General features: G+C 71.8%; 22 protein-coding genes and 2 tRNA genes. 13 read left to right on the top strand and 11 right to left on the bottom strand.

Annotation, left to right across the window (positions count from 1 at the left end; all coding sequences use genetic code 11):
* Positions 1 to 15: 15 nt before the first annotated feature.
* Positions 16 to 1,170: a TOMM precursor leader peptide-binding protein gene (locus tag HA039_RS11055; protein ID WP_167027437.1), complete on the bottom strand. Its 1,155-nt coding sequence runs from the start codon at positions 1,168 to 1,170 to the stop codon at positions 16 to 18.
* A 201-nt stretch (positions 1,171 to 1,371) separates the two neighbouring features.
* Between HA039_RS11055 and HA039_RS11050 the strand changes: the two genes are divergently transcribed.
* From HA039_RS11050 to HA039_RS11035, 4 genes are all read left to right on the top strand, one after another.
* Positions 1,372 to 1,926, top strand: coding sequence for a M48 metallopeptidase family protein (locus HA039_RS11050; RefSeq protein ID WP_167027434.1), 555 nt, complete (start codon positions 1,372 to 1,374; stop codon positions 1,924 to 1,926).
* Between the two features lie 164 nt (positions 1,927 to 2,090).
* Positions 2,091 to 3,737, top strand: a complete 1,647-nt coding sequence (locus HA039_RS11045; RefSeq protein WP_167027431.1) for a TerD family protein — start codon at positions 2,091 to 2,093, stop codon at positions 3,735 to 3,737.
* A 13-nt stretch (positions 3,738 to 3,750) separates the two neighbouring features.
* Entirely contained in the window at positions 3,751 to 4,431 is a 681-nt protein-coding gene (locus HA039_RS11040; protein WP_167027428.1) for an AIM24 family protein, read from the top strand.
* A 16-nt stretch (positions 4,432 to 4,447) separates the two neighbouring features.
* A complete protein-coding gene (locus tag HA039_RS11035; protein WP_167027425.1) occupies positions 4,448 to 5,206 on the top strand; it encodes an AIM24 family protein in 759 nt (252 codons plus the stop codon).
* Between the two features lie 54 nt (positions 5,207 to 5,260).
* Here the strand turns inward: HA039_RS11035 and HA039_RS11030 are convergent, their stop codons facing one another.
* Both HA039_RS11030 and HA039_RS11025 read right to left on the bottom strand, forming a co-directional pair.
* On the bottom strand, positions 5,261 to 5,818 hold the full coding sequence (locus HA039_RS11030) for an NUDIX hydrolase (RefSeq protein WP_167027422.1): 558 nt from the start codon (positions 5,816 to 5,818) through the stop codon (positions 5,261 to 5,263).
* Positions 5,815 to 7,320, bottom strand: coding sequence for a zinc-dependent metalloprotease (locus HA039_RS11025; protein ID WP_243869346.1), 1,506 nt, complete (start codon positions 7,318 to 7,320; stop codon positions 5,815 to 5,817). The genes HA039_RS11030 and HA039_RS11025 overlap by 4 nt, the downstream gene beginning before the upstream one ends.
* 280 nt (positions 7,321 to 7,600) lie before the next feature.
* Between HA039_RS11025 and HA039_RS11020 the strand changes: the two genes are divergently transcribed.
* The 3 genes from HA039_RS11020 (at position 7,601) to HA039_RS11010 (ending at position 10,899) form a co-directional block, all read left to right on the top strand.
* Positions 7,601 to 8,713, top strand: a complete 1,113-nt coding sequence (locus tag HA039_RS11020) for an SDR family oxidoreductase (protein WP_167027419.1) — start codon at positions 7,601 to 7,603, stop codon at positions 8,711 to 8,713.
* A 151-nt stretch (positions 8,714 to 8,864) separates the two neighbouring features.
* Positions 8,865 to 9,350, top strand: coding sequence for a molybdenum cofactor biosynthesis protein MoaE (locus tag HA039_RS11015; RefSeq protein ID WP_167027416.1), 486 nt, complete (start codon positions 8,865 to 8,867; stop codon positions 9,348 to 9,350).
* Between the two features lie 460 nt (positions 9,351 to 9,810).
* On the top strand, positions 9,811 to 10,899 hold the full coding sequence (locus HA039_RS11010) for a YlbL family protein (RefSeq protein WP_167027413.1): 1,089 nt from the start codon (positions 9,811 to 9,813) through the stop codon (positions 10,897 to 10,899).
* A 47-nt stretch (positions 10,900 to 10,946) separates the two neighbouring features.
* Here the strand turns inward: HA039_RS11010 and HA039_RS11005 are convergent, their stop codons facing one another.
* A complete protein-coding gene (locus tag HA039_RS11005) occupies positions 10,947 to 11,501 on the bottom strand; it encodes a PPA1309 family protein (RefSeq protein ID WP_167027410.1) in 555 nt (184 codons plus the stop codon).
* A gap of 178 nt (positions 11,502 to 11,679) precedes the next feature.
* Between HA039_RS11005 and HA039_RS11000 the strand changes: the two genes are divergently transcribed.
* From HA039_RS11000 to HA039_RS10985, 4 genes are all read left to right on the top strand, one after another.
* The gene (locus tag HA039_RS11000; RefSeq protein WP_208298790.1) at positions 11,680 to 14,658 is read left to right on the top strand and encodes a UPF0182 family membrane protein; all 2,979 of its coding nucleotides are present in this window, start codon (positions 11,680 to 11,682) and stop codon (positions 14,656 to 14,658) included.
* 83 nt (positions 14,659 to 14,741) lie between these two features.
* Positions 14,742 to 14,815: transfer RNA gene (locus HA039_RS10995), tRNA-Met, on the top strand.
* A gap of 217 nt (positions 14,816 to 15,032) precedes the next feature.
* The gene (locus HA039_RS10990; protein ID WP_167027404.1) at positions 15,033 to 17,009 is read left to right on the top strand and encodes a tetratricopeptide repeat protein; all 1,977 of its coding nucleotides are present in this window, start codon (positions 15,033 to 15,035) and stop codon (positions 17,007 to 17,009) included.
* A 57-nt stretch (positions 17,010 to 17,066) separates the two neighbouring features.
* A tRNA-Met gene (locus HA039_RS10985) sits at positions 17,067 to 17,140 on the top strand.
* A 131-nt stretch (positions 17,141 to 17,271) separates the two neighbouring features.
* Here HA039_RS10985 and HA039_RS10980 read toward each other — a convergent pair.
* Positions 17,272 to 17,688, bottom strand: a complete 417-nt coding sequence (locus tag HA039_RS10980) for a Fur family transcriptional regulator (protein WP_167027401.1) — start codon at positions 17,686 to 17,688, stop codon at positions 17,272 to 17,274.
* Positions 17,689 to 17,811: 123 nt separating this feature from the next.
* Here HA039_RS10980 and HA039_RS10975 point away from each other — a divergent pair, with 123 nt between their 5' ends.
* Complete coding sequence (locus tag HA039_RS10975; RefSeq protein WP_167027397.1) at positions 17,812 to 19,281, top strand: catalase; 1,470 nt, start codon at positions 17,812 to 17,814, stop codon at positions 19,279 to 19,281.
* A gap of 79 nt (positions 19,282 to 19,360) precedes the next feature.
* Here the strand turns inward: HA039_RS10975 and HA039_RS10970 are convergent, their stop codons facing one another.
* Together HA039_RS10970 and hisN are read right to left on the bottom strand one after the other, a co-directional pair.
* Positions 19,361 to 19,762 (bottom strand): CBS domain-containing protein, encoded by a 402-nt coding sequence (locus HA039_RS10970; protein WP_167027394.1) that lies wholly within the window; start codon positions 19,760 to 19,762, stop codon positions 19,361 to 19,363.
* Positions 19,763 to 20,010: 248 nt separating this feature from the next.
* On the bottom strand, positions 20,011 to 20,811 hold the full coding sequence (gene hisN / locus HA039_RS10965) for a histidinol-phosphatase (RefSeq protein ID WP_167027391.1): 801 nt from the start codon (positions 20,809 to 20,811) through the stop codon (positions 20,011 to 20,013).
* A 159-nt stretch (positions 20,812 to 20,970) separates the two neighbouring features.
* Here hisN and HA039_RS10960 point away from each other — a divergent pair, with 159 nt between their 5' ends.
* Positions 20,971 to 21,570 (top strand): TetR/AcrR family transcriptional regulator, encoded by a 600-nt coding sequence (locus HA039_RS10960; RefSeq protein WP_167027388.1) that lies wholly within the window; start codon positions 20,971 to 20,973, stop codon positions 21,568 to 21,570.
* 22 nt (positions 21,571 to 21,592) lie between these two features.
* On the opposite strand, the gene HA039_RS10955 is transcribed toward HA039_RS10960, so the two are convergent.
* The 4 genes from HA039_RS10955 to HA039_RS10940 all read right to left on the bottom strand — a co-directional run bounded on the left by HA039_RS10955 (position 21,593) and on the right by HA039_RS10940 (position 25,234).
* Positions 21,593 to 21,916, bottom strand: coding sequence for a DMT family transporter (locus tag HA039_RS10955; RefSeq protein ID WP_161308152.1), 324 nt, complete (start codon positions 21,914 to 21,916; stop codon positions 21,593 to 21,595).
* A 93-nt stretch (positions 21,917 to 22,009) separates the two neighbouring features.
* Entirely contained in the window at positions 22,010 to 23,020 is a 1,011-nt protein-coding gene (rsgA, locus tag HA039_RS10950; protein WP_161308151.1) for a ribosome small subunit-dependent GTPase A, read from the bottom strand.
* Between the two features lie 4 nt (positions 23,021 to 23,024).
* Positions 23,025 to 24,410, bottom strand: a complete 1,386-nt coding sequence (gene aroA, locus HA039_RS10945) for a 3-phosphoshikimate 1-carboxyvinyltransferase (RefSeq protein ID WP_167027385.1) — start codon at positions 24,408 to 24,410, stop codon at positions 23,025 to 23,027.
* Between the two features lie 101 nt (positions 24,411 to 24,511).
* On the bottom strand, positions 24,512 to 25,234 hold the full coding sequence (locus HA039_RS10940; RefSeq protein WP_167027382.1) for a M50 family metallopeptidase: 723 nt from the start codon (positions 25,232 to 25,234) through the stop codon (positions 24,512 to 24,514).
* Positions 25,235 to 25,236 lie beyond the last annotated feature (2 nt).

The following is a 25,236-nucleotide window of genomic DNA, read 5'->3' as shown; positions in this document are numbered from 1 at the left end:
GGGGTGTCTTGCGGATCATGCCGGGCTTGCGGTCATTGTGTCGTGCGGGGGCAAGGCTTCCGCGAGGCGCTCCCCCCGCCGGCCGCCGGCCGCGCCGCACGGGCACTCCGGATGGGGCGCCGTCCGACTGGACCGCCAGTCGAGCTGGGGAAGTGACACCTCCCATCGTGCACCTGTCGTGCCCGGGAGTTCACCATCCAGGAACGCCAGAGCGTGAGCCGCCGCCAGTCCCGCCACCGCCGTGGCCAGTCCCACGTCGCAGGCCTGCGCCCCCGTGACCCCCCGCCCGGACCGCCACTGGGCCAGCAGCCGGGGCCATCCCGGGTCCCGGTCGGCGCGCTCCAGCGCCAGGCACCCCGCGCACGCCGAGCCGCCCGGCAGCACCAGCGGGCCCACCACCCCCGTGGCCTCGATCACGCCCGCGTACAGATGCGGCGTCCCCGAGGCGATCCAGGTCTCCGCCACCACCGGGTCCGGGGCGTGGACCGCCAGCCCGTCCCGGGGCGCCACGACCACCAGGGCGAGCGCCGGCTCCCCGCCGCCCGCCCGTGCCCGCTCCGCCTCCCGCGGCGCCCCGCCGGCCGCCGACCTCCGCACCAGCTGCCGGGCCGCCGTGTCCCGCCGTTCCCCCACGGACCCGTACGGCAGCCCGCCCGGTGCCACATCGCCCTCCTCGGTGAAGCCCCCGTCCAGCACGTCGACCCGCCCCACCCCGGCCGCCGCCAGCAGCGCCGCCACGGCCGCCCCGACCCGCCCGGCGCCCCGCACCTGGACCCGCAGCGCCCGCCGCGCCGCCAGCCGCGCCATCCCCGCCCCCGGCTCCCGGTGGACGACGGAGAGCGACGCCAGGTCCGGCCGCAGCCGCTCCACCACCCCCGCCCGCTCGCGCAGCGCGTCCGCCGCCGCGCCGCCTCCCGCCGGGTCGTCCAGCACCCCCGCCTCCGCCAGCCGCTCCACCAGCGCGTCGGCCCGCCCCTCCGGCAGCCCCATCGCCCTGGCCTCCTCCCGCAGCAGCGGCAGCCCCCGCGTCCCGTCCAGCAGCTCCAGGAAGCTGCCCGTCGCGGTGTCCACCGGCCCCACCAGCACCGCGTGCGCCCGCGTCACTCCGAACTGGACCGTCTGCCGCTCCCGCCACGCCCGCCGCAACGCGGGCTTCACCTTCGGATGCATCGCGCCGTCCCCCGTCCATTCCGGCTCCCGGGCCCCGTTCTCCGGCCCGTTTCCAGAATGCAGGCAACCGTTTCCCGGCGGGAAAAGTTATCCACAGGCGCGGGATATCAATCGTTCAAATGGTGGACGCCACTCAATGGATCAAGAAAGCGGTGACCGGGGGGCGCGACGTCCCGCACATACAGCGGGTAACGTCGTGGCGTGTCCGCCGATTCTTTCTCCCGCCTCACGGCGACGAGCGCCGTCGAGGTGCGCCGCAGCGCCCGCCGGAGCCGTACCGTCTCGGCGTACCGCGAAGGTGACCGGACGATCGTGCTCATTCCCGCCCGGATGTCCGAGGCGGAGGAGCGGCGCTGGGTGACGGTGATGCTCGACAAGCTCGCCGCCCAGGAGAGCAAGCGGGTCATCGGCGACGAGGCGCTGATCGAGCGGGCCGAGCGGCTGTCCGCGCAGTACTTCGAAGGCCGCGCGCGGCCGGTGTCGGTCCGGTGGGTGACCAACCAGAACACCCGCTGGGGCTCGTGCACCCCCGCCGAGGGCAGCATCCGCCTTTCGCACCGGCTCCAGGGCATGCCGGAGTACGTCGTCGACTACGTCCTCGTCCACGAGCTGGCGCACCTGCTGGTCCCCGGCCACGGGCCGCGGTTCTGGCGGCTGCTGGAGGCCTACCCCCGTACCGAACGCGCCCGCGGCTACCTCGAAGGCGTCGTCGCGGCCGATCGCCTGCCCCATTCCCCGTCGACCCGCGAGGACTGAAGCCCCCGTCCCGCCCGGCCCTCCCTCCACCCTTCACCTGGTCATCCTTGATCCGCGTCTCTGCCCGATCCTGTACCGAACGCGTACCGGCTCGGTCCAATGTCGGACACAGCCGTTAGCCTGACGCGACGTATTTCATTCGGGATGGGGGACGGTCGTTACGCATGGCGAGGGAATTCCAACGCGGGCACAAGGCCAGGATCAGTGATCTCACGCCGGGGACGGATCTGTACGTAGGTGTGCAGATCGGCGCTCCCGGATTGAGCTTCGACATCAGCTGCTTCGGCCTCGACGCCGACGAACAGCTTTCGGACGACCGCTACTTCATCTTCTTCAACCAGCCGAAGTCCCCCGAGGAATCGATCCAGTTGCTCGGCGCGCAGGCGGGCGACACCGAGTCGTTCCGCGTGACGCTCGAACGGATCCCGGCGACCGTCCACAAGCTCTCGTTCACCGCCACCATCGACGGCCCCGGACAGATGTCCCAGGTCGGCCCGGGATACATCCGGATCGTCGCGGGCGGCGAGGAAGTGGTCCGGTACGCGTTCGACGGCTCGGAGTTCACCACCGAGCGGGCCGTGATGCTCGGCGACTTCTACCTCAAGGACGTGTGGCGCTTCGCCGCCGTCGGGCAGGGCTTCGACGGCGGACTGGACGCGCTGCTCAAGAACTTCGGCGGCGAGGTCGCCGAGGAGGAGCCGGCCGCGCCGCAGCCGCAGGCCGGCGGCCCCGTGCCGGGATTCGCACCGCCCCGGGGCGGCGCCCCCGCCCCGGCCTTCGGCGCACCGCCCGCGGCCCCCGCGCCCCCGGCCCCGCCGCCCGCGCCCTCGTTCGGCGCCCCGGTGGGACCGCCCGCCCCCGCACCGGCCCCGCCGCCCGTGCACGCGGCCCCGACGCTCATGGCGCCGATGTCCCCGCCGGGCGCCACCGCACCCCCGCCGCCCGCCCCGTCGCCGTACGGACAGCCGCCGCAGCAGCCCCAGTTCGGCCAGGTGCCCGGCCAGGGCACAGGTCAGATCCCGGGCCAGATGCCGGGTCAGGTCCCGCCGCCCGGCGCCCCGTCCCCGTACGGACAGCCCGCCCCCGCCCCCTTCGGCCAGCAGCCGCCCGGGGCTCCCCAGGGTGTCCCGCAAGGCGTCCCCCAGGGCGCCGCCGGGCTGACGGCGGCCCTCCAGCCGTACAAGGAACTGCCCACCGGCCAGCGCTGGACCCCGCAGAACGGTCAGTTGATGCGGGTCGACCTCGCCATGGGCGGCTCGCCGGTCCTCGCCCGCCAGGGCAGCATGGTCATGTACCAGGGCAAGGTCGAGTTCGGGCACAAGGGCGCCGGCTTCGCGGGCCGGATCGTCGGCAACGCGACCGGGCAGGAGATGCAGTTGATGCGCTGCTCGGGCCGGGGGCAGGTGTTCCTCGCCGAGGACGCCGCGCACCTCCACCCGATCGAACTCCAGGGCGACGGCATCTGTGTCTCGGCGGAGAACGTCCTCGCCTTCGACGAGGGACTCCAGTACGAGGTCCGCCGCATCGAAGGCCACGGCATCCCCGGAGGCGCCCTGTTCACCATGCAGTTCCAGGGCACCGGCACCGTCGTCGTCAAGACGCACGGCACCCCGGTGGTCCTGCCCGTCACGCCGACGACCTTCGCCGACTGCAACGCGGTCGTCGCCTGGTCGTCCGCCTCCCAGGTGATCATCTCCAGCCAGGTCAGGCTGCGCCGCAACGCGTACCCGGGCCACAGCGGCGAGACCGTGAACCTCCAGTTCCGGGGAGCCCCCGGCAACTTCGTCGTTGTCCAGCCGTACGAGGTCTGAGGGAGCCCGGATCATGAACCAGCAGCTCGCGGGCTATGCCCCGACCCCCATCGCGGCCCGGATGGAGAATCACGGCCGCGCCATGCTCAAGGTGGCGATGGCCTCGGGCCAGGACCTCTTCGCCCGTACCGGATCGATGATCGCCTACGAGGGCTTCATCCAGTACGAGCCCAACCCGCCCGCCCTGCGCCAGGTCGCCTCCCAGTGGGTGACCGGCGAGGGCGCGCCGATCATGAAGTGCTCGGGCGACGGCCTGCTCTACCTCGCCGACTACGGCGCGGACGTCGTCGTGATCAACCTCAACAACGACGCGCTCTCGGTGAACGGCAGCAACCTGCTGGCCTTCGACGCCCACCTCCAGTGGGGCGTCGAAAAGGTCAAGGGCATGGCCAAGTTCGCCGGCCAGGGCCTGTGGAACGTGCAGATCGCCGGGACCGGCTGGGTCGCCCTGACCTCGCGTGGCACCCCGATCGTGGTCGACTGCGGCCGGGGCGAGGACGAGACGTACGTCGACCCGGACGCGCTCGTCGCCTGGTCACCGGGGCTCAAGGTGAAGGGCAAGCGCAGCTTCAAGGCCTCCGCCCTGGTCGGCAGGGGCAGCGGAGAGGCCTACCAGATGGCGTTCTCCGGCCAGGGAATCGTGGTCGTACAACCGAGCGAGGACAGCACCGACCGCCTGCGGATCCGGGGCTGAGGGGGAGCGGGGAACCATGCAGAGTCCACTTTTCGCCTATACGGAACAGCAGTCCCAGGACCGCTACGTCGTCCAGAACCCGCAGCTCCTGCGGGTCGCCCTGACCGGCCAGGACGACGTCCTCGCCCGCAAGGGCGCGATGGTGGCGTACCAGGGGCTGATGGACTTCGACGGCGAGTACCAGTCGAGCAGCCAGCGGCGCGCCAGGGCGCGTACGGGCGAGGGCCTGGACCTGATGCGCTGCTCCGGGCAGGGCACGGTCTATCTCGCCAACCTCGCGCAGTACATCCACGTCGTGGACGTCGACCACGAGGGCATGACCGTCGACAGCGCCTACGTCCTGGCGCTCGACTCCGCGCTGCACACCGAGGTCATCGCGGTGGACAGCCAGTACGGCATCTCGGGGTCCGGCAAGTACCAGCTGAACATCTCGGGCCGGGGCAAGGTAGCGCTGATGACCTCGGGCCAGCCGCTGATGCTCCAGGTCACGCCGGACAAGTACATCAACGCGGACGCCGACGCGGTGGTCGCCTGGTCGACGTCGCTGCGGGTGCAGATGCAGGCGCAGACCCATTCCTCGGGCGTCACCCGGCGGCGCGGCAACACCGGCGAGGGCTGGGAGTTGAGCTTCCTCGGGCAGGGGTTCGCGCTGGTCCAGCCCAGTGAGGTCATGCCGCCGCAGAACGCGGGGATCGGCCAGGGCCTCGGCGCGCAGTTCGGTGTCGGCGCCCAGGGCGCCCACGCCCAGAACCAGGGCAACGCCTGGAGCCGCTGAGGTCGACATGACCCGCGGAAGGGGGCGTCCTCCCACGGAGGACGCCCCCTTCCGTCACGCCCGGGCCGCGAGGGCCGCCCTCGTCCGCCCGATCAGCCCCACCACCGAGTCGTCGGCGACCTCCGCGGCCTCCTCGAAGCCGAACCACCGCAGGTCCAGCGACTCGTCACTGATCCGCTCCAGGGCCCCGGCCGGCGCCAGCGCCGCGTACTGGACGTCCAGGTGCCAGTTGCAGGGCGCCGGGATCGCGTGCCGGTCCAGTTGTACGGGTCCCACGGGCAGCAGCGTCAGGTCCGGGATCCCGGACTCCTCCGTGGCCTCCCGGAGCGCCGCCCCCGCCAGGGTGGCGTCCCCGGGCTCGCAGTGACCGCCCATCTGGAGCCACATGTTGAGCTTCCGGTGCAGGGTGAGCAGCACCTTGCCCCGCTCCGGGTCGATCACCAGCGCGCTGGCCGTCACGTGCCCGGCCTCGCACGCCTTCCACATCCCGTCCGGACGCGCCGCAAGGTGGTCCAGGTAGAGCCCGCGCAACTCCTCCTGGCCGTCCTGGGCGCCCGGCCCGCCCGCGCGGTAGTCCTTCAGCACCAGAACGGCGTTGTCGTGCAGGCTCACTTGTCGGAGTCGTCCTCGTCGTTGTCGGCGGGATCGGCGGGATCGGCGGGATCGGCGGGCTTCGCGGGCTTGGACTCACCCGTGGGCCCGTCGGACCCCGCGTCGTGCTTCGTCAGGTCGGGCTTGCCGTCCGCCGCCTCCCCGAGCATCTTGTCCAGCTCCGAGAAGTCCAGCTGCTCGTGATGCACGAACCCGTCGGGGTCGTCCAGGTCCGACGCCGTCGGCAGGTTGTCCGGGTGCTCCCACAGCGCGTCCCGGCCGTCCGCCCCGCGCGCGTCCGTGAGCGACGCCCACAGCCGCGCCGCGTCCCGCAGCCTGCGCGGACGCAGCTGGAGCCCGATCAGTGTCGCGAAGGTCTGCTCGGCGGGACCGCCCGAGGCACGCCGTCTGCGCAGCGTCTCCCGCAGCGCGTCGGACGCCGAGAGCCGGTCCTTCGCGGCCTCGTGCACCACCGCGTCGACCCAGCCCTCCACCAGCGCCAGCGCCGTCTCCAGACGGGCGAGCGCGGCCTTCTGCTCGGGCGTGTCCTCCGGCTGGAACATGCCGGACTGGAGCGCCTCCTGGAGCTCCTCCGGATTGGCCGGGTCGAACTGCCCGACCACGTCCTCCAGCTTGCTCGTGTCGACCTTGATCCCGCGTGCGTACGCCTCGACCGCGCCGAACAGGTGCGACCGCAGCCACGGCACGTGGGTGAAGAGCCGCTGGTGGGCGGCCTCGCGCAGGGCCAGGTACAGCCGGACCTCGTCCTTCGGGACGCCCAGGTCCTTGGAGAACGCCTCGATGTTCAGCGGCAGCAGCGCCGCCTTGCCGGCCGGGGCCAGCGGCAGCCCGATGTCCGTCGAGCCCACCACCTCGCCCGCGAGCACGCCCACGGCCTGCCCGATCTGCTGGCCGAACATGGCGCCTCCCATGGAGCGCATCATGCCGATCAGCGGACCCGCCACGTCCCGCATCTCCTCGGGCAGCACGTCGCCCATGGCCGCGCCCACCCGCTCCGCGACCGGGTCCACGAGCTGCTGCCACGCGGGCAGCGTCGCCTCGACCCACTCCGCGCGGCTCCACGCCACCGCGGTGTGCGCGCCGGAGGGCAGGGACGTCACGCCGTCCAGCCACAGGTCGGCCAGCCGCACCGCCTCGTTGACCGCCGAGCGGTCCGAGGGGCCCACGCTCGCGTCCTTCGTCCCGTCCGAGGTGCCCTGCGCGACCGTCTGGCGCGCGATCTGCTTGGCCATGTCCCAGTTCACGGGACCGCCCTCGTAGCTGAGCATCTGGCCGAGCTGCTGGAAGGCCGCCCCCAGGTCGTTCGGGTTCAGCGAACCGAACATCGAGGCGAACGGATTGTCTCCGCCGCCCGCGCCGCCCGGCAGACCGAACCCGAAGTTCCCGAAGGGATTGCCGGGACCACCGGCACCCTGACCACCTCCGGCGGGGTCCTTCTTCTTGCCGTCGCCGTCCTCCGGCTCCTCCGGCGGAAGGCCGAATCCGAATGGAGAGTCACTCACGGGGTTCCTCGGCTCGTAGGGCCGGCGGCTTCTCGCCGACGGCGGCTGCCCGACTACACACCCAGCCTAAGACCGACCGGCACACGGAGCGTGGTCGGCGGAAGCGGCACGGCGTCAGCAGGCTGTTCCGCCGGCCGCCGCCTCCTTTGAACGGCGCCGACACCCGGCTGGCTTCCGGGCTCGGTGCTGAGTCGGCCGACGGTCTGCGGCAGGATGGACATCACCTGGTACGGACGCGAGCGTTCACATCCGTACTGAAGACAACCGCTGGAGACGCCCGGTGAGTTCCCCAGATCCGCAGGTTCGCGCAGCGCGAAACCGATCGACTCCGACCCCGTCCCGAGGCCCGGTCGTCGCGGTCACCGGCGCCGCCTCCGGCGTCGGTGACCTGCTCACCCGCCGCCTCGCGGCCTCGGAGGAGATCAAACAGGTCGTCGCCCTCGACGAGCGCCGCGGGGACGTGCCGGAGGCCCAGTGGCACATCCTCGACGTCCGCGACCCGGCCATCGCCGAGAAGCTGCGCGGGGTGGACGTCGTCGTGCACCTCGCGCTCGACCTGGACCTGGAGACCGACGCCGCCGCCCGTACGGCGTACAACGTGCGCGGCACCCAGACCGTCCTGACGGCCGCGGCCGCCGCCGGCGTGCACCGGGTCGTGCTCTGCACCTCCGCCATGGTCTACGGGGCGCTGCCCGACAACGCCATCCCGCTGTCCGAGGACGCCGAGCTGCGCGCCACGGCCGAGGCGACGGGGGTCGGCGACCTCCTGGAGATCGAGCGGCTCGGCCGCAGGGCGCCTCGCGCGCACCCGGGCCTCCACGTGACGGTCGTGCGGCCCGCCGTCCTGGTCGGCGGTACGGACACGGCCCTCACCCGCTACTTCGAGTCGCCCCGGCTGCTCGTCGTCGCGGGCTCGCGCCCCACCTGGCAGTTCTGCCACGTCGAGGACCTGGTCAGCGCGCTGGAGTACGCGGCGCTCGAGAAGGTCGACGGCGAGCTGGCGGTCGGCTGCGACGGCTGGCTGGAGCAGGAGGAGGTCGAGGAGCTCAGCGGGATCCGCCGCATGGAGCTGCCGTCCGCGGTCGCTCTCGGCGCCGCGGCCCGCCTGCACCGCATCGGGCTCACGCCCTCGCCCGCCGGCGACCTCGCGTACACCATGCATCCCTGGGTCGTCAGCGTCAGCCGGCTGCACGACGCGGGCTGGCGGGCCACCTGGACGAACGAAGAGGTCCTGGCCGCCCTGCTGGCCGAGGTCGAGGGACGCCACACCGTCGCCGGCCGCCGGCTCGGCCGCAAGGACGCCACCGCGGCCGGCGCGGCGGGCGCGACGGTGGCCCTGCTCGGCACGGCCGCGCTGGTACGCCGCGCCCGCAAGGCCCGCCGCCGCATCTAGCGCTGCATACGGGTATCCGGTAGCCGCTGTATCCGGGTATCCGGCCGCCGCGTCAGGTCGCCGCGTCAGGTCGCCGTACACCCGCGCCCGGAAGGCCTCGCGCCGCCGCCCAGTGGAAGGAAGCTTCCACCATGCGGTCCCGTACGGCACGATGGGCGGTATGGCGACCACCCCGACCACCCCCTCCCACCCCGGCGAGCAGACGGCCCAGGACCCGATCCGGCTGCTCGCGATACGCGACACCCCGCTGAGCGTGGACGAGGTCTTCCGCGCGGTCGGGGACGACGCCGCGGGCGGCACCGCGCTGTTCGTCGGCACGGTGCGCAACCACGACGGCGGCGCCGACGTGGACGCGCTCGGCTACACCGGCCACCCCTCGGCCGAGGACGAGCTGCGCCGCGTCGCGGAGAAGGTCGTGGCCGACTTCCCGGTGCGCGCGCTGGCCGCCGTCCACCGGGTGGGCGATCTGGCGGTGGGCGATCTGGCCGTCGTCGTCGCCGTCTCCTGCCCGCACCGGGCGGAGGCGTTCGAGGCGTGCCGGAGGCTGATCGACGACCTCAAGAGCGAGGTTCCGATCTGGAAGCACCAGACGTACTCGGACGGCACCGACGACTGGGTGGGCGCGCGGAACGGCTAGCTCCGGTTCCGGTTCCTCGCGCGAGCTGACGGACGGGCCCCGTGCTCGGCCCGGCGGGGCCCAAACCGGTCCGGCACCCGTACGGCCCGATTTGCGTAACCGCCGCCCTGCCCGGAGCGTTGGATCAGCAGATGGTTAATCTGCTGATCGGTCGGTCGCAGGCGCTGCGAACGCTCATGGGGGTCGGGAGGTCCGAATGGCCGCGCTCACCTGGTTGCTCATTCCACTGTTCGCCGCGGTAGGCGCCGCGATATGGGGAAGCTGGGCCCAGAGGAACCGTACGACGGGGGACATAGCAACCCTCAACGGATACGCGCGGTTCCGTGACGCGATGGAAAAGGCACATTCCGGTTCGGGCCCGGCCTGACGGCTCCCGCCCGGTCCGACGGCCGCGCCGGGGGCTCCTCGTACGGACCGGCCCCAGGGGTGCACTGACAGACCCTTCCCGTACTGTCGTTCCATGCCACGGCGCACCGCGACGATGCTCGCTTCCACCCTCGCCCTCATCGGGTTGCTCTGCGCGGGCCTGCTGCTCCCCGTGCCGTACGCCGAGATGAGCCCGGGGCCGACGGTGAACACCCTCGGTGAAGCGCGAGGCGAACCGGTCCTCCAGGTGTCGGGGCACAAGACGTACCCGACGACGGGTCATCTGAACATGACGACGGTCCGGGTCACGGGCGCCGATTACAAGATGAACGTCGTCGAGGCGGTCTACGGCTGGCTGGCCCACGACAACGTGGTGGTGCCGCACGACACCCTCTACCCGGACGGCAAGACGGAAGAGCAGTCCACGCAGGAGAACGCGGAGGAGTTCAGCCAGTCCCAGGAGAGCGCCAAGGTCGCCGCCCTGGAGGAGCTGCACATCCCGGTCACCTCCCGGATCATCGTCTCGTCCGTCGTGAAGGACAGCCCCGCCGAGGGCACGCTGCACGCCGGAGACGTCATCAAGGCCGTGGACGGCTCCCCGGTGAAGGCCCCGACGGACGTCGCCAAGCTCGTCACCAAGCACCGGCCGGGACAGAAGGTCGTCTTCACGGTGGTCCCCGCCAAGGACGCCGAGGCGGCGGAGAAGACCGGCAAGGAGCCCTCGGCCTCCAAGGACGTCACCCTCACGACCAAGAAGGCCGACGACGGCGACCGCGCGATCGTCGGCATCCAGGCCGGGACGGACCACACGTTCCCGTTCACGGTCGACATCAAGCTCGCCGACGTCGGCGGCCCGAGCGCCGGCCTGATGTTCGCCCTCGGCATCGTGGACAAGCTCACCCCCGGCTCCCTCACGGGCGGCAAGTTCGTCGCGGGTACGGGCACGATCGACGACCAGGGCACGGTCGGCCCGATCGGCGGCATCGAGATGAAGCTGGTCGGCGCGCGCAACGCGGGCGCCCAGTACTTCCTCACGCCCGCCGAGAACTGCGCCGCGGCGGCGTCGGACATCCCGGACGGGCTCACGCTGATCAAGGTCAAGACCATCGCCGACGCCAAGGCGTCCCTGGACAAGATCCGCTCCGGGGACACGGCCGGCCTGCCGAGCTGTTCGGCAAGCTGACCGGCCGCGTCACCGGCGCACAGCGACTCCGCCCGCGGGCCGGGCGGTTACGCCTCGAAGGTGGCGGACAGCGCCTCGGCCAGCCCGGGGACCAGGCCCGAGCCGGTGAGGACCTCGGTGGGCGAGTCCTTCTCGCGCAGCCGCAGCGCCGAGTCCCGCGCGCCGTCCCGCAGCACCGCCACCGTCATCCGTACCTCCTGACGGTCGGGGTGGGTGGCGACCCAGTCGGCGAGGCCGGCCTCGTCGAGACCGTCCGGGACGGACGACTCCGCGGACGGCGGCAGCATCAGCCGCTCCACGGTCATCGCGCAGCCGGCCACCGCCCCGGGCCAGGCGATCGTGGCGAGGAACTCGTCCAGCGGGGTGCCGGCCGGGATCTCGTCCTGCTCGATGGGGGTGAGGGGCGCGGTCGTGTCGCCGTCGTCGAGGCCCAGCTGGGCCGCGAGCTCGGGTTCGTCGGTGCGCAGCCGGGCGGTGTCGACGAGGGCGAAGAGGCGGGCCGGCTGGTCCCAGCCGAGCCCCGCCGCGTACGCGTCGATTTCGAGGACCGCGCGGGTCAGCGGGCTCGCGGCCATGGGGGTACCTGAGGAAACGTTGGACATGGCCGATATCCTGCCCCCTCGGGGACCGCGGACGGGAACTAGGTAAAGCCTCAGTAAGTTGCAAGAGTGGGTCCTAGGATCGCTGGACCGCTCCACAGGCTGAACCGTTCGACGCTGATTCATCACGACGCTGATCCATACGACCGCGAACTTCGAGGTGCGCACGTTGGCTTTCCAGATGCCGGACCGCGGCGTAGGCCCCGCCGGGCCACGGATGAGAGTGGGCCGCCCGTCCCGGCGCGTCCGGACCCTGCTCATGACGTTGGGGGTGCTGGCCGTACTGGCCATGCTCTTCGTCATGTTCGCCGGGTTCTGGACGGACTGGCTCTGGTACCGCTCGGTCGATTACTCATCGGTTTTCACCACCACGCTCGGGACCAAGGTCGGACTGTTCGCGGTCTTCGGCCTGCTGATGGCCGCCGCCGTCGGGTTCAACATCTGGCTGGCGCACCGGCTGCGGCCGCCGCTGAGCGCCATGTCGATGGAGCAGCAGAACCTCGACCGCTACCGGATGGGCATCGCCCCGTACAAGAAGTGGGTGCTCCTCGCGATCACGGCCCTCGTCGGGCTGATCGCCGGGGCGTCCGCCTCGGGCCAGTGGCGTACGTGGCTGATGTACGTGAACGGCGTGCCGTTCGGGCAGAAGGACCCGCAGTTCCACCTGGACGTGTCCTTCTACGCGTTCGACCTGCCGTGGTACCGCTTCCTGCTGGCCTTCGGCTTCGCGGCCGCGGTGCTCTGCCTGATCGCCGCCGCTGTCACCCACTACCTGTACGGCGGGCTGCGGGTGACGAGCCCGGGAGCGCGCGCGACCGGCGCCGCCACCGGCCATCTCTCCGTGCTCATCGGGATCTTCGTCGCGCTGAAGGCCGTGGCGTACTGGCTCGACCGGTACGGACTGGCCGTGAAGTCCAGTGACTTCAAGGCGGCGGGCAACTGGACGGGCCTGCGGTACGTGGACGCCAACGCGTACCTGCCCGCGAAGACGATCCTGTTCTGCATCGCCGTGATCTGCGCGCTGCTGTTCTTCTCGACCATCTGGCGCCGCACCTGGCAGCTGCCGGTGATCGGCTTCGGTCTGCTGGTGCTGTCCGCGATCCTCATCGGCGGCCTCTACCCGGCGATCGTGCAGAAGTTCCAGGTCGAGCCGAACGAGCAGGCCAAGGAAGCGCCGTACATCAAGAAGAACATCGACGCCACGCGCACCGCGTACGGCATCGCGGACGCCGACGTGCAGAACTACTCGGGGCAGGGCGACTCGGCGAAGCTCGCCGACCAGCGCAAGGCGGCCGACAGCGCCGCCAGTTACCGGCTGGTCGACCCGAACGTGGTCTCCCCGGCCTTCCAGCAGATCCAGCAGGAGCGCAAGTACTACCAGTTCCCGGCGACGCTGGACGTGGACCGCTACACCGGCCCGGACGGCAAGCCGCAGGACACGGTCATCGGCCTGCGTGAGCTGAACATCAACGGCATCCCCAAGAGCAACTGGATCAACGACCACTTCACGTACACCCACGGGTACGGCGCGATCGCCGCCAAGGGCACCACCCCGGTGGTCTCCAGCGGGGGCGGGAAGACCATCGGCGCCCCCGACTTCACCGAGTCGGGCCTGCCGACGACCGGCGCGCTCCCCACGTACGAGCAGCGGATCTACTACGGGGAGAAGACCGAGCAGTACTCGATCGTCGGGGGTCCTCAGAAGGAACTCGACTACGAGAAGAACGGCGAGAAGACGACGAGCTACGCCGGCAAGAGCGGCGTCGACCTCTCGAACCCGGTGAACCGCGCCGCCTACGCCGTGGCGTTCAACGAGCCGCAGATGATCTACTCCGGCGCCATCGGCGAGGGATCGCGGATCCTCTACAACCGCACCCCCAAGGAGCGCGTCGAGGCCGTCGCCCCCTGGCTGACCATCGACGGCGACGCCTACCCGGCCGTGGTCAAGGGCCGGATCCAGTGGATCGTCGACGCGTACACCACGACCAACGGCTACCCGTACGCGTCCCGTACGACGCTGGGGGACACGACCGAGGACTCGCTGACCGACAACCAGCGCGCGGTCGTCGCCCAGCAGAACCAGGTCAACTACATCCGGAACTCGGTCAAGGCCACCGTCGACGCGTACGACGGCACCGTCACGCTCTACCAGTGGGACACCGAGGACCCGGTCCTCAAGACCTGGATGAAGGCCTTCCCCGGCACGGTGAAGCCCAAGGCGGACATCAGCCCGGACCTGCTGGCCCACCTGCGCTACCCGCAGGACATGTTCAAGGTGCAGCGCGAACTGCTCACCCGCTACCACGTCACCAACGCCTCGCAGTTCTACAGCGGCAGTGACGCGTGGCAGGTGCCGGACGACCCGACCAACAAGGACAGCAACGCGGTCCCGCCGTACTACCTGAGCCTCAAGATGCCGGGCCAGACGGACCAGCGGTTCTCCCTGACGACGACCTTCACGCCCAACGGGCGCCCCAACCTGGGGGCGTTCATGGCGGTGGACGCGGACGCGACCAGTCCGGACTTCGGCAAGATCAGAGTCCTGAGAGTGACCTCCAACGTCCAGGGGCCGCAACAGGTGCAGAGCGAGCTGAACGGCGTCGACAAGGTCGCCGAGTTCGTGCGGAACCTGAGAGGCACCGACTCGGACATCGAGTACGGCAACCTGCTGACGGTGCCGCTCGGCGGAGGGTTCCTCTACATCGAGCCGGTGTACGCGCGCGGTGGCAGCGCCAACTACCCGCTGCTCAAGAAGGTGGCCGCCTCCTACGGAGGAGGGAAGCCGGTCTTCGAGGACAGCCTGACCAAGGCGCTCAACGCGGTGTTCGGCGCGGAGGGCACCGAGCCGCCGTCGACCACCCCGCCGCCACCGGGGGACACCACCAAGCCGCCGGCCACCGGCAGTACGGCGCTCAAGCAGGCCATCGCCGACGCCCAGAAGGCGTACGACGCGGGTCAGGAGGCGCTCGCCAAGCAGGACTGGACGGCGTACGGCAAGGCCCAGGACGAGCTCCAGGCGGCGCTCAGGCGGGCGGCCGAGGCGGACGCCGCGGCCGGCACCTCGGAGAAGCCGGGGGACAAGCCCTCGGGCTCGACCCCGGCGAAGCCGGACGCCAAGCCCTCCGGATCGGCCACCGAGAAACCGTCAACCGGGACGTGAGTCCCATGAGCCCTGAGTGACTGAGGGCTTGAGTGACTGAGAAAGCGTCACCCCCGCGTCGTGGTACGGTTGGGACACAACGACGCGGGGTGGAGCAGCTCGGTAGCTCGCTGGGCTCATAACCCAGAGGTCGCAGGTTCAAATCCTGTCCCCGCTACGCGAAGTCAAGGGCCCGGATCCTTCTAGGATCCGGGCCCTTGACGTGTGCCGCCGCCCCCTGTGTCTCAGGTCGGCCGCGTTGGTCCCCCTTCGGGTTTGACTTGTCTCTCTGTGGGCAAGTCGACAAAACGCAACGACGACCTCTCCGGCCGCGATATACCAGCTGTACGCGGGGGGACATACCAGCTGTACGTGGGTGGACAGGTGGTGCGACGATGGTATTTATGGGGGATAGGGCAACTCTGTTGGAGACAGGGCGGTTTGTGCAGCAGGACGAAGCCGGTGCCGCCAACGCCGCGGACACCTCCCCGAGTGCGACGGGCGGTACGCCCCCCGCCGACATGAGGGAGGCGTCCGACGCCGAGGCGGAGGCGCGTCACCGCCGCGCCGCCGAGAAGGGCGACACCGCGTCGATGAGCGTGCTCGGCGCCCTGCTGCTGCGCCGCGGCGACCTCGACGCCGCCGAGCCCTACTTGCGCGCCGCGACCGCCGAGGGCGAGCGCGCCGCCGCCAACAACCTGGGTGTCCTGCTCCACCAGCGCGGCTACGTCGAGGAGGCCGCAGGCTGGTGGCGGATCGCCGCCGTCGCTGGATCGGCCGCCGCTGCCCACGCCCTCGGCCGCCACTACCGCGAGCGCGGCGACGAGCCCGCCGCCGAGTACTGGCTGCGCCAGTCCGCCGAGCAGGGCCACGCCCTCGGCGCCTACGCGCTCGCCGACCTGCTGGAGCACCGCAGCGACGTCGGCGCCGAGCGCTGGCTGCGCGCCGCCGCCGAACAGGGCCACCGCGAGGCCTCGTACCGGCTGGCACGCGCGCTGGAGCGCCGGGCCAAGGAGAGCGCGCGCTCCGGCGCGGACGTCGTCTACAGCGGCAACAGGGCCCAGTACGACACCGGTACGGGCCGGCCGGTCCCCCGGGGCGCCGCCGCGCCCCCGCCGCGCGCGGACCGGGCCGGGCGCCGGGCGGGGGCCGACGGGCCCACGCTGATCAGCGAGGCCGCGCAGTGGTACCAGCAGGCCGCCGCGCGCGGCCACCGCCGCGCCGCCCTGCACCTCGGCGCGATCCTGGAGAAGCGCGGCGAGCTCAAGGAGGCCGGCCGCTGGTACCTGACCGCCGCCAAGGACGGCGAGGCCAGGGCCGCCTGCGCGCTGGGGTTCCTGCTGCGCGACGCCGGTGACGAGGAGAGTGCGGCCGTCTGGTGGCTGCGCGCCGCCCAGGACGGTGACGGCAACGCCGCCAACGCCCTCGGCGCGCTGCACGCCGCCCGGGGCGAGCCGCAGACCGCCGAGCGGTGGTACCGGGCCGCCATGGACGCGGGCGACGTCAACGGGGCGTACAACCTCGGCCTGCTGTGCGCCGCCCAGGACCGTACCGTCCAGGCCGAGCAGTGGTACCGCCGCGCCGCCTACGCGGGCCACCGCGAGGCCGCCAACGCGCTCGCCGTGCTGCTGCTCCAGGCCGACGACGCGACCGGCGCCGAGCCCTGGTTCTCCAAGGCCGCCGAGGCGGGCAGCGTGGACGCCGCGTTCAACCTGGGCATCCTGCACGCCGGGCGCGACGAGGACCGTACGGCCCTGCGGTGGTACGAGCGCGCGGCCGCGGCCGGACACACGGAGGCGGCCCTCCAGGTGGGCATCGCCTACCTGCGGGACGGCGACGAGCAGTCCGCCGAGCGCCACCTGCGCTGCGCGGCGGGCGGCGGCAGCGCCGAGGCGGCCTTCCGGCTGGCCACGGTGCTCGACGCGCGCAGGCCGCCGCCGGGACCGCCCGCGCTCGGGGAGACGTACCCGGAGAAGAGCGAGTGCGAGTCCTGGTACGAGCGCGCCGCCGAGCAGGGGCACCGCCGGGCGCAGGTGCGCGTCGGCATGCTCGCGGCGGGCCGCGGGGACATGGCCGACGCCGCCCGCTGGTACCGCGAGGCCGCCGAGGCGGGCAGCCGGAACGGCGCGTTCAACCTCGGTCTCCTGCTGGCGCGTGAGGGCGGCGAGCGGGAGGCGGCCCTGTGGTGGACCCGCGCCGCGCAGGCCGGGCACGGCCGGGCCGCGCTGCGCCTCGCGCTGCTCGCGGCCCGCCGGGGCGAGCTGACCGAGGGCCAGCGCTGGTGCGCGCGCGCCGTCGAGCTGGGGCCCTCGGAGGTGGCGGAGCGGGCCGCGCGGCTGCGCGAGGCGCTCCACCAGGAGCTGACGGCGTGAGCCCGGCGAAGGTCATTTGCGCTGGTCGACGCCTTGACGTAATGTTCAGTTCAACAGCGCGGGGTGGAGCAGCTCGGTAGCTCGCTGGGCTCATAACCCAGAGGTCGCAGGTTCAAATCCTGTCCCCGCTACTGAAACGTGAGGCCCGGGTCCCGCAAGGGATCCGGGCCTCACGTCTGTCCGGACGTGGACCAGACATATGAGGAAGGGCCCGGCTCCCCAGGAGCCGGGCCCTTCCTCGATCGTCCTGTCCGCTACTTCCCTACGCCGCCGCGCAGTTCGGGCACGTACCGCGGTACGTCACCTCGACGTCCGAGATCGAGAACCCGAAGCGCTCGGCGTCCGGGAGGGAGGCCAGCGGGTCACCCGTCGGGTGCACGTCCTTGATCGCGCCGCACCGCGCGCAGACCAGGTGGTGGTGCGGGTGGTGCGCGTTGGGGTCGTACCGCTTGGCGCGGCGGTCCGTGGACACCTCGATGACCTCGCCCAGCGTGACCATCTCACCCAGGGTGTTGTAGACGGTCGCGCGGGAGATCTCCGGGAGCCTGGCGACGGCACGCGCGTGCACCTCGTCGGCTGTCAGGTGCACGTGGTCGCCGTCGAGGACCTCGGCCACGACACGCCGCTGTGCGGTCATACGCCAGCCGCGCTCGCGAAGTCGTTCCAACAGGTCACTCATGGGCCCAGCCTAACAGTGAAGGGACTCAGGTCCCGAACGAGTGTGACTTTGGATGTTTACTTGACTTAGACAGAGTCCATCGTAGGATCGAGATCGGCAAACGCCAAGGGACAGAACGCAGTAATGACGCTGGAGGCGCACGTGACGCAGGGACCACTGACGACGGAGTCCGGGGCTCCGCTGGCGGACAACCAGAACAGTGAGACCGCTGGAGCCGGTGGCCCCGTCCTGGTCCAGGACCAGGCGCTGCTGGAGAAGCTCGCGCACTTCAACCGCGAGCGCATCCCGGAGCGCATCGTGCACGCCCGCGGCGCCGGCGCGTACGGCACCTTCACGCTCACCCGTGACGTCTCGCAGTGGACCCGGGCGAAGTTCCTCTCCGAGGTCGGCAAGCAGACCGAGACGTTCCTGCGCTTCTCCACCGTCGCGGGCAACCTCGGCTCGGCCGACGCGGTGCGTGACCCCCGCGGCTTCGCGCTGAAGTTCTACACCGAAGAGGGCAACTACGACCTCGTCGGCAACAACACCCCGGTGTTCTTCATCAAGGACGCCATCAAGTTCCCCGACTTCATCCACACCCAGAAGCGCGACCCGTACACGGGCTCGCAGGAGGCGGACAACGTCTGGGACTTCTGGGGTCTGTCGCCCGAGTCCACCCACCAGGTGACGTGGCTGTTCAGCGACCGCGGCATCCCGGCGACGCTGCGTCACATGAACGGGTACGGCTCGCACACGTTCCAGTGGAACAACGAGGCCGGCGAGGTCTTCTGGGTCAAGTACCACTTCAAGACGGACCAGGGGATCAAGAACCTCACCACCGAAGAGGCCGTCCAGGTCTCGGGCATGGACCCGGACAGCCACCAGCGTGACCTGCGCGAGTCCATCGAGCGCGGCGACTTCCCGTCCTGGACGGTGCAGGTCCAGATCATGCCGGCGGCCGACGCGGCCTCGTACCGCTTCAACCCGTTCGACCTCACCAAGGTGTGGCCGCACGCGGACTACCCGCCGATCGAGATCGGCAAGCTGGAGCTCAACCGCAACCCGGAGAACATCTTCGCCGAGGTCGAGCAGTCCATCTTCTCGCCGGCGCACTTCGTGCCGGGCATCGGTCCCTCCCCGGACAAGATGCTCCAGGGCCGTCTGTTCGCGTACGGCGACGCCCACCGCTACCGCGTCGGCATCAACGCCGACCACCTGCCGGTGAACCGTCCGCACGCCACCGAGGCGCGCACGAACAGCCGGGACGGCTTCCTGTACGACGGCCGTCACAAGGGCACCAAGAACTACGAGCCCAACAGCTTCGGCGGCCCCTTCCAGACGGACCGCCCGCTGTGGCAGGCGACCCCGGTCTCCGGTGTCACCGGCAACACCGAGGCGCCCGTGCACGCCGAGGACAACGACTTCGTCCAGGCGGGCAACCTGTACCGGCTCCTCTCCGAGGACGAGAAGGGCCGCCTGATCGACAACCTCGCCGGATTCATCTCGAAGGTGTCGCGTGACGACATCGTCGAGCGCGCGGTGAACAACTTCCGCCAGGCGGACGGCGACTTCGGCAAGCGGCTGGACTCCGCGGTCCAGGCCCTGCGCGGCTGACAGCCGGACCTCGCCGAGACGGCAGGGGCCGGGTCCTTCGGGACCCGGCCCCTTTCGCCGTTCCGGGGGCCGCCCCGCGTCACCCCGCCATGGCCGCGGCCCGGGTCCTGACCGGGGCCCAGCAGCGGATGATGTCGCGTACGGAGACGACGCCGACCGGCTCGTGCCCGTCGAGCACGATCAGGTGGCGGAAGCCGCCGTTCGTCATGGCCTCCGCGGCCTCTTCGAGGGTCCACGAAGGGGCGGCGAAGACGACGTCGCCGGTGGTGTGCGTGCCCGCGGTCTCGGTGTCGGGGTCCTGCTCCGCGCCGAGCGAGACCAGGATGTCCCGTTCGGTGAGGATCCCGATCCCGCAGTGGTCGGTGTCGAGCACGACGGCGGCGCCGACGCGGCGGGCCGCCATCAGGCGGGCGGCCTGGCGGAGGGTGTGGGTGGGGCCGATGGTGAGGACCACCGAGCTCATGGCGTCACGGACGAGCATGGGATGGAGCCACCTCCTGGGTGAATCGTCGCGGCGGGTACGAGGTGCGCGCACGGCACGTGCGCGGTGCGTACGGAACGTAACGAGAAGCGATTCACAAGTTCACAAGCGGGGGGACTCCCAGAGTCGCACCGATGCGCCGGGTCGACAAGAGGGGCGTAGGAGTGCGGTGGGGGCTCCAAAAGATCACACAAGGCGCCGCCCGGGCCCGCCTCACGCTCCGTGACGCCGTCGAAGGGGCGTCGGTGTCAGTAGCGCTGGTTCAGGTAGCCGAGCAGCTCCTCGTGGAGGATGCCGTTCGAGGCCGCCGCGTTGCCGCTGTGCGGGCCCGGCCGGCCGTCGAGGCCGGTGAAGTCGCCGCCCGCCTCCTGGACCACGACCGCCACCGCCGCCATGTCCCACAGGGACAGTTCCGGCTCCGCGCACATGTCCACCGAGCCCTCGGCGACCATCATGTACGGCCAGAAGTCGCCGTACGCGCGCGTGCGCCACACGGCCCGGGACAGGTCGAGGAAGCCGTCGAGGCGCCCCTGCTCCTCCCAGCCGGTGATCGAGGAGTACGCGAACGACGCGTCGCCCACGTGTCCGACGTCCGAGACGCGCAGCCGGGTCGCCGAGGAGAGGCTGCGGCCCGTGTAGGCCCCGCCGCCCTTCGCCGCCCACCAGCGCCGGCCGAGCGCGGGCGCGGACACCACGCCGACGACCGGTTCGTACCCGCCCTCGGTGGCCACCATGAGGGAGATCAGCGTCGCCCACACGGGCACCCCGCGCACGTAGTTCTTGGTGCCGTCGATGGGGTCGATCACCCAGCGGCGCGGCCCCGTGCCCTCGACGCCGAACTCCTCGCCCAGGATCGCGTCCCGCGGCCTGGCCCGCTGGAGGTGCCCACGGATCAGCTCCTCCGCGGCCTTGTCGGCCTCGCTCACCGGTGTCATGTCCGGTTTGGTCTCGACCTTGAGGTCGAGCGCCTTGAACCGGTCCATCGTCGCGGCGTCGGCGGCGTCCGCGAGGACGTGGGCGAGACGCAGATCATCGTGGTAGTCGGGCATGGGCGTCACAGTATCGACCGGTCACGGGGCCGGGCTACGGGGAGCGGGCGGCGGGGAAGGGCCGTGGTGCCGCGCCCCTTGACAGTGCGCTACGGCGCGTCAACTCTGTGCGCACGCCCGAGGACTCTGTGCGCACACCCGACGCCCCCGGAGGCAACGATGCCTACCGCACGTGAAGCCCTGCTCGACGCCGCGCAGTCGGCGCTCGCCGAGGTGCCCTGGCAGGCCGTCAGGATGGTCGAGGTGGCGTCCGCCGCCGGGGTGTCCCGGCAGACCCTCTACAACGAGTTCAGCGGCAAGGACGGGCTCGCCCGCGCCTTGGTGCGACGCGAGGCCGACCTCTATCTGCGCGGCGTGGAAGGGCAGTTGGCCGAGGCGGACACCCGGGCCGAGCCGGCCGACCGGCTGGCCGCCGTCGCCGAGTGGACCGTCGCCAGGGCGGCGGACCGGCCCCTGCTGCGGGCGCTGCTCACCGGCTGCTGGGGGGAGTGGCTGCCGACGCCGCGCCCGTCACGTACCCCTGGGGCGTCCGCCGCCGTCCCCGCGCCGCGCGGGGCCGGCACCGGCCCGCCCGTACCGGCCGAGTTGGTGGCGCTGGTACGGGACCGGTCGGCGAGCACGCTGGACGGGGGGCGTACGGATCACAATCTGCGCCGGTGCGAACTGGCCGTACGCCTCGCGCTCTCCCACCTCGTCGCGCCCGGCGCGCAACCGGTGGGGCAGCTGGTCCGCAGCGCCGTCACGGAGGCGGCGGTGTGACGACGCGCCCCGGGGCCTGCCGTCAGTGCGCCGAGCCCGAGAGCTGGAGGCCGATGACGCCGATGATCACGAGCGAGATCGAGACCAGTTTGAGGACCGAGACGATGTCCCCGAGGAAGATCATTCCGTAGATCGCGGTGCCCGCCGCGCCGATGCCCGTCCACACCGCGTACGCGGGGCCGACGTCGAGCTTCTTCAGCGAGAGCGTCAGCAGACCGAAGCTCCCGAGGGCGAAGCACGCGAAGGCGATGGTCGGCCAGAGCCGGGTGAATCCGTGCGAGAGCTTGAGACAGACCGCGAAACCCGTCTCCAGGATTCCGGCGACCACAACCAGCAGCCACGCCATCTTCTGGGGCCTCCCGCGTCGGTGACTGCTCGGTGTCGCTCGGTGCGATTATGCACTCACTTACCAACGCCGGGGGCGCGCAAACGCGTTGTGTCAGTCGCCTTCGCGCCGCTCGCGCGTGGCGAGGAGCCGCCGCAGCGAGTACAGCCGGGCCGGACTCGCGTGCCCCTCCGCGACCCACGCGTCCAGCGCGCAGTCCGGTTCGTCGTGGCTGCACGCGCGCGGGCAGCCCTCCGTCCCCGGCACCAGGTCGGGGAACGCCAGGATCACGCGCGACGGGTCGACGTGGTGGAGCCCGAAGGACCGGATGCCCGGGGTGTCGATGACCCAGCCGTCCGCCTTCGCCAGCGGCAGGGCGAGCGCCGACGTGGTGGTGTGCCGGCCGCGTCCCGTCACCGCGTTGACGAGGCCCGTGCTCCGGTGCCTGTCCTCCGGGACGAGTGCGTTGACCAGCGTGGTCTTGCCGACGCCGGAGTGGCCGACGAACGCGGTCGCCTTGCCCTCCAGGTACTCCCGCACCCGGTCCGCCGCGAACCCGCTCTCCAACTCGTCGCGCCGCGTGACGACATAGTGGATGCCGAGGTCCTGGTACGTCTCCAGCAGCTCGTCCGCGGACGCCAGGTCGGACTTGGTCAGCACCAGCAGCGGTTCGAGCCCCGCGTCGAACGCCGCGACCAGGCAGCGGTCGATCAGCCGGGGGCGCGGCTCGGGGTCGGCGAGGGCCGTGACGATCGCGAGCTGGTCGGCGTTGGCGACGACCACCCGCTCGTACGGGTCGTCGTCGTCCGCCGTGCGCCGCAGGACCGAGGTGCGCTTCCCGATCCGTACGATCCGCGCCAGCGTGTCCTTCTTGCCCGACAGGTCACCGACGATGTCGACCCGGTCGCCCACCACCGCGGCCTTGCGGCCCAGCTCGCGGGCGGTCATCGCCAGCACGACCCGGTCCTCGACGAGGCAGGTGAGCCGGCCGCGGTCCACGGTCAGGACCATGCCCTCCGAGGCGTCCTCGTGCTTGGGCCTGATGTTCGTACGCGGCCGGTTGCCCTTCGGGTTCGGGCGGGTCCGGATGTCGTCCTCGTCGGGGTTCTTGCCGTAGCGGCGCATCGCGTCAGGCTCCCGCGCCCGCACCCGGGCCGGGGCTCGCTCCCGCGAGCATGTCGGTCCACATCTGCGGGAAGTCCGGCAGCGTCTTCGCCGTCGTCCCCACGTTCTCGATCTCGACGCCGCCGACCACCAGGCCGATGATCGACCCGGCCGTCGCCATGCGGTGGTCGTCGTACGTGTGGAAGACGCCGCCGTGCAGCGGGCGGGGCCGGATGTGCAGCCCGTCGGCGGTCTCCGTCACGTCACCGCCCAGCTCGTTGATCTCCTTGGTCAGCGCCGCCAGCCGGTCCGTCTCGTGCAGCCGCAGGTGCGCGACCCCGCGCAGGGTGGACGGCGAGTCCGCGAGGGCGGCGACGGCCGCGATGCCCGGCGTCAGCTCACCGACCTCGCTCAGGTCGACGTCGATGCCGTGGATCCGGCCCGAGCCGGTCAGCGTGAGGGAGCTGCCCTCGTTGGTCACGGCCCACTCGCAGGAGCCGCCCATCGCCGTGAAGATCTCGCGCAGCGCGTCCCCGGGCTGCGTCGTGTGCTCCGGCCAGTCCGGGATCGTGACCCGGCCGCCGGTCACCAGCGCGGCGGCCAGGAAGGGCTGGGCGTTGGAGAGGTCCGGCTCGACGGTCAGGTCCCGGCCGAGCAGCGCGCTGGGGGAGACCCGCCACACGTTCGGCTCGCCGCCCGTCTCCGGCTCGTCGACCTGGGCGCCGACCGCGCGCAGCATGTCGACCGTCATCCGGATGTGCGGCATCGACGGCAGGGACGACCCCACGTGCCGTACCTCCACGCCCTGGTTGAACCGCGCGCCGGACAGCAGCAGCGCCGAGACGAACTGCGACGACGAGGAGGCGTCGATCTCCACCGAGCCCCCGTCCAGTGCCCCGCCGCCCTGCACGGTCAGCGGGAGCGCGCCCCGGCCCTCGTCGTCGATCCGGGCGCCCAGGACCCGCAGCGCCTCGATGACCGCGCCGAGGGGGCGCTCGTACGACCGGGGGTCCCCGTCGAAGTGCACCGGGCCGTCGGCGAGGGCCGCGACCGGCGGGAGGAAGCGCATCACCGTGCCGGCGTTGCCGACGTCGACGGTGGCGGGGCCGTACAGACCGGCGGGGATGACCCGCCACGCCTCGCCCGTGAAGCCGTCCCGGCCCGCGGCGGCGGAGCTGGACGACACGGTCTCCTCGATCCCCACGCCCATGGCGCGCAGGGCGTCGGCCATCAGCAGGGAGTCACGGGAGCGCAGCGGGCGGCGCAGCCACCCGGGCTCCGCGGCCAGCGAGGCGAGGATCAGCCCGCGGTTCGTGACCGATTTGGATCCGGGCACGGTGACCGTCGCTTCGACGGCCCCGCGCGCGGAGGGGGCGGGCCAGAGGGCGGGCTGCACGGAGCTTTCGGTCATGGCCCTTACTTTAGTGGGTTCGCGGCGGCTCGGATCCTGACAAAAAGCGCGGAAACCTGGACGTAACCGAGGTCCGGTGGACGGGCGGCGGACGAGGGGGGTCAGAGACCCAGCATCCAGCGGCCGCCGCCGATGAGTGAGCAGAGCGAGACGGCGTGGAAGAGGAACAGCCACAGCAGGGGCGGTACGTTCGTCAGCCGCGCCAGCTGGTCCGCGTCCGAGTCGCCCGCCCCGCCCTGCCGCCGCTTCGACTGGAGCTCGAAGGCCGGCCGGACGCCCCCGAGCAGCAGGAACCACACAGCGGTGTACGCGAATGCCGCCTGGACCGCCGGTTCGGTCAGCCAGGAGACCAGCAGGAAGGCCGCGCCGGTCAGGATCACGGTGAGCGCCCCGTACGCGTTCCGGATCATCACCAGCATCGCGATCAGCAGGCCCGTCGCGAGCCAGAGCAGCAGCGTGATGTGGTGCGCGGAGAGCAGCCAGGCGCCGCCGAGCCCGAGCAGCGGGGGAGCGGTGTAGCCGGCGGCGGCCGTGAGGATCATGCCGATCCCGGCGGGTTTGCCGCGGCTCACGGTCAGGCCCGAGGTGTCCGAGTGCAGCCGGATCCCGTTCAGGCGTCGTCCGGTGACCAGCGCGATCAGGCCGTGGCCGCCCTCGTGGGCGATGGTGATGGTGTTGCGCGACACCCGCCAGACCGGGTGGGGCACCACGGCGGCGAGGGCGACGATCCCGGTCACGACCACCAGCCAGCGCGCCGGCGCCGGCTGGCTGCCGAACACGCGGTCCCACAGGTCGGATATGGACGTGACGTCGATGCTGGCCATTT

It is taken from the genome of Streptomyces liangshanensis, from assembly GCF_011694815.1.
Classification (GTDB): Bacteria; Actinomycetota; Actinomycetes; order Streptomycetales; family Streptomycetaceae; genus Streptomyces; species Streptomyces liangshanensis.
The sequence above is the reverse complement of the archived record's forward strand: the minus strand, read 5'-3'. Positions and strand labels throughout refer to the sequence as shown.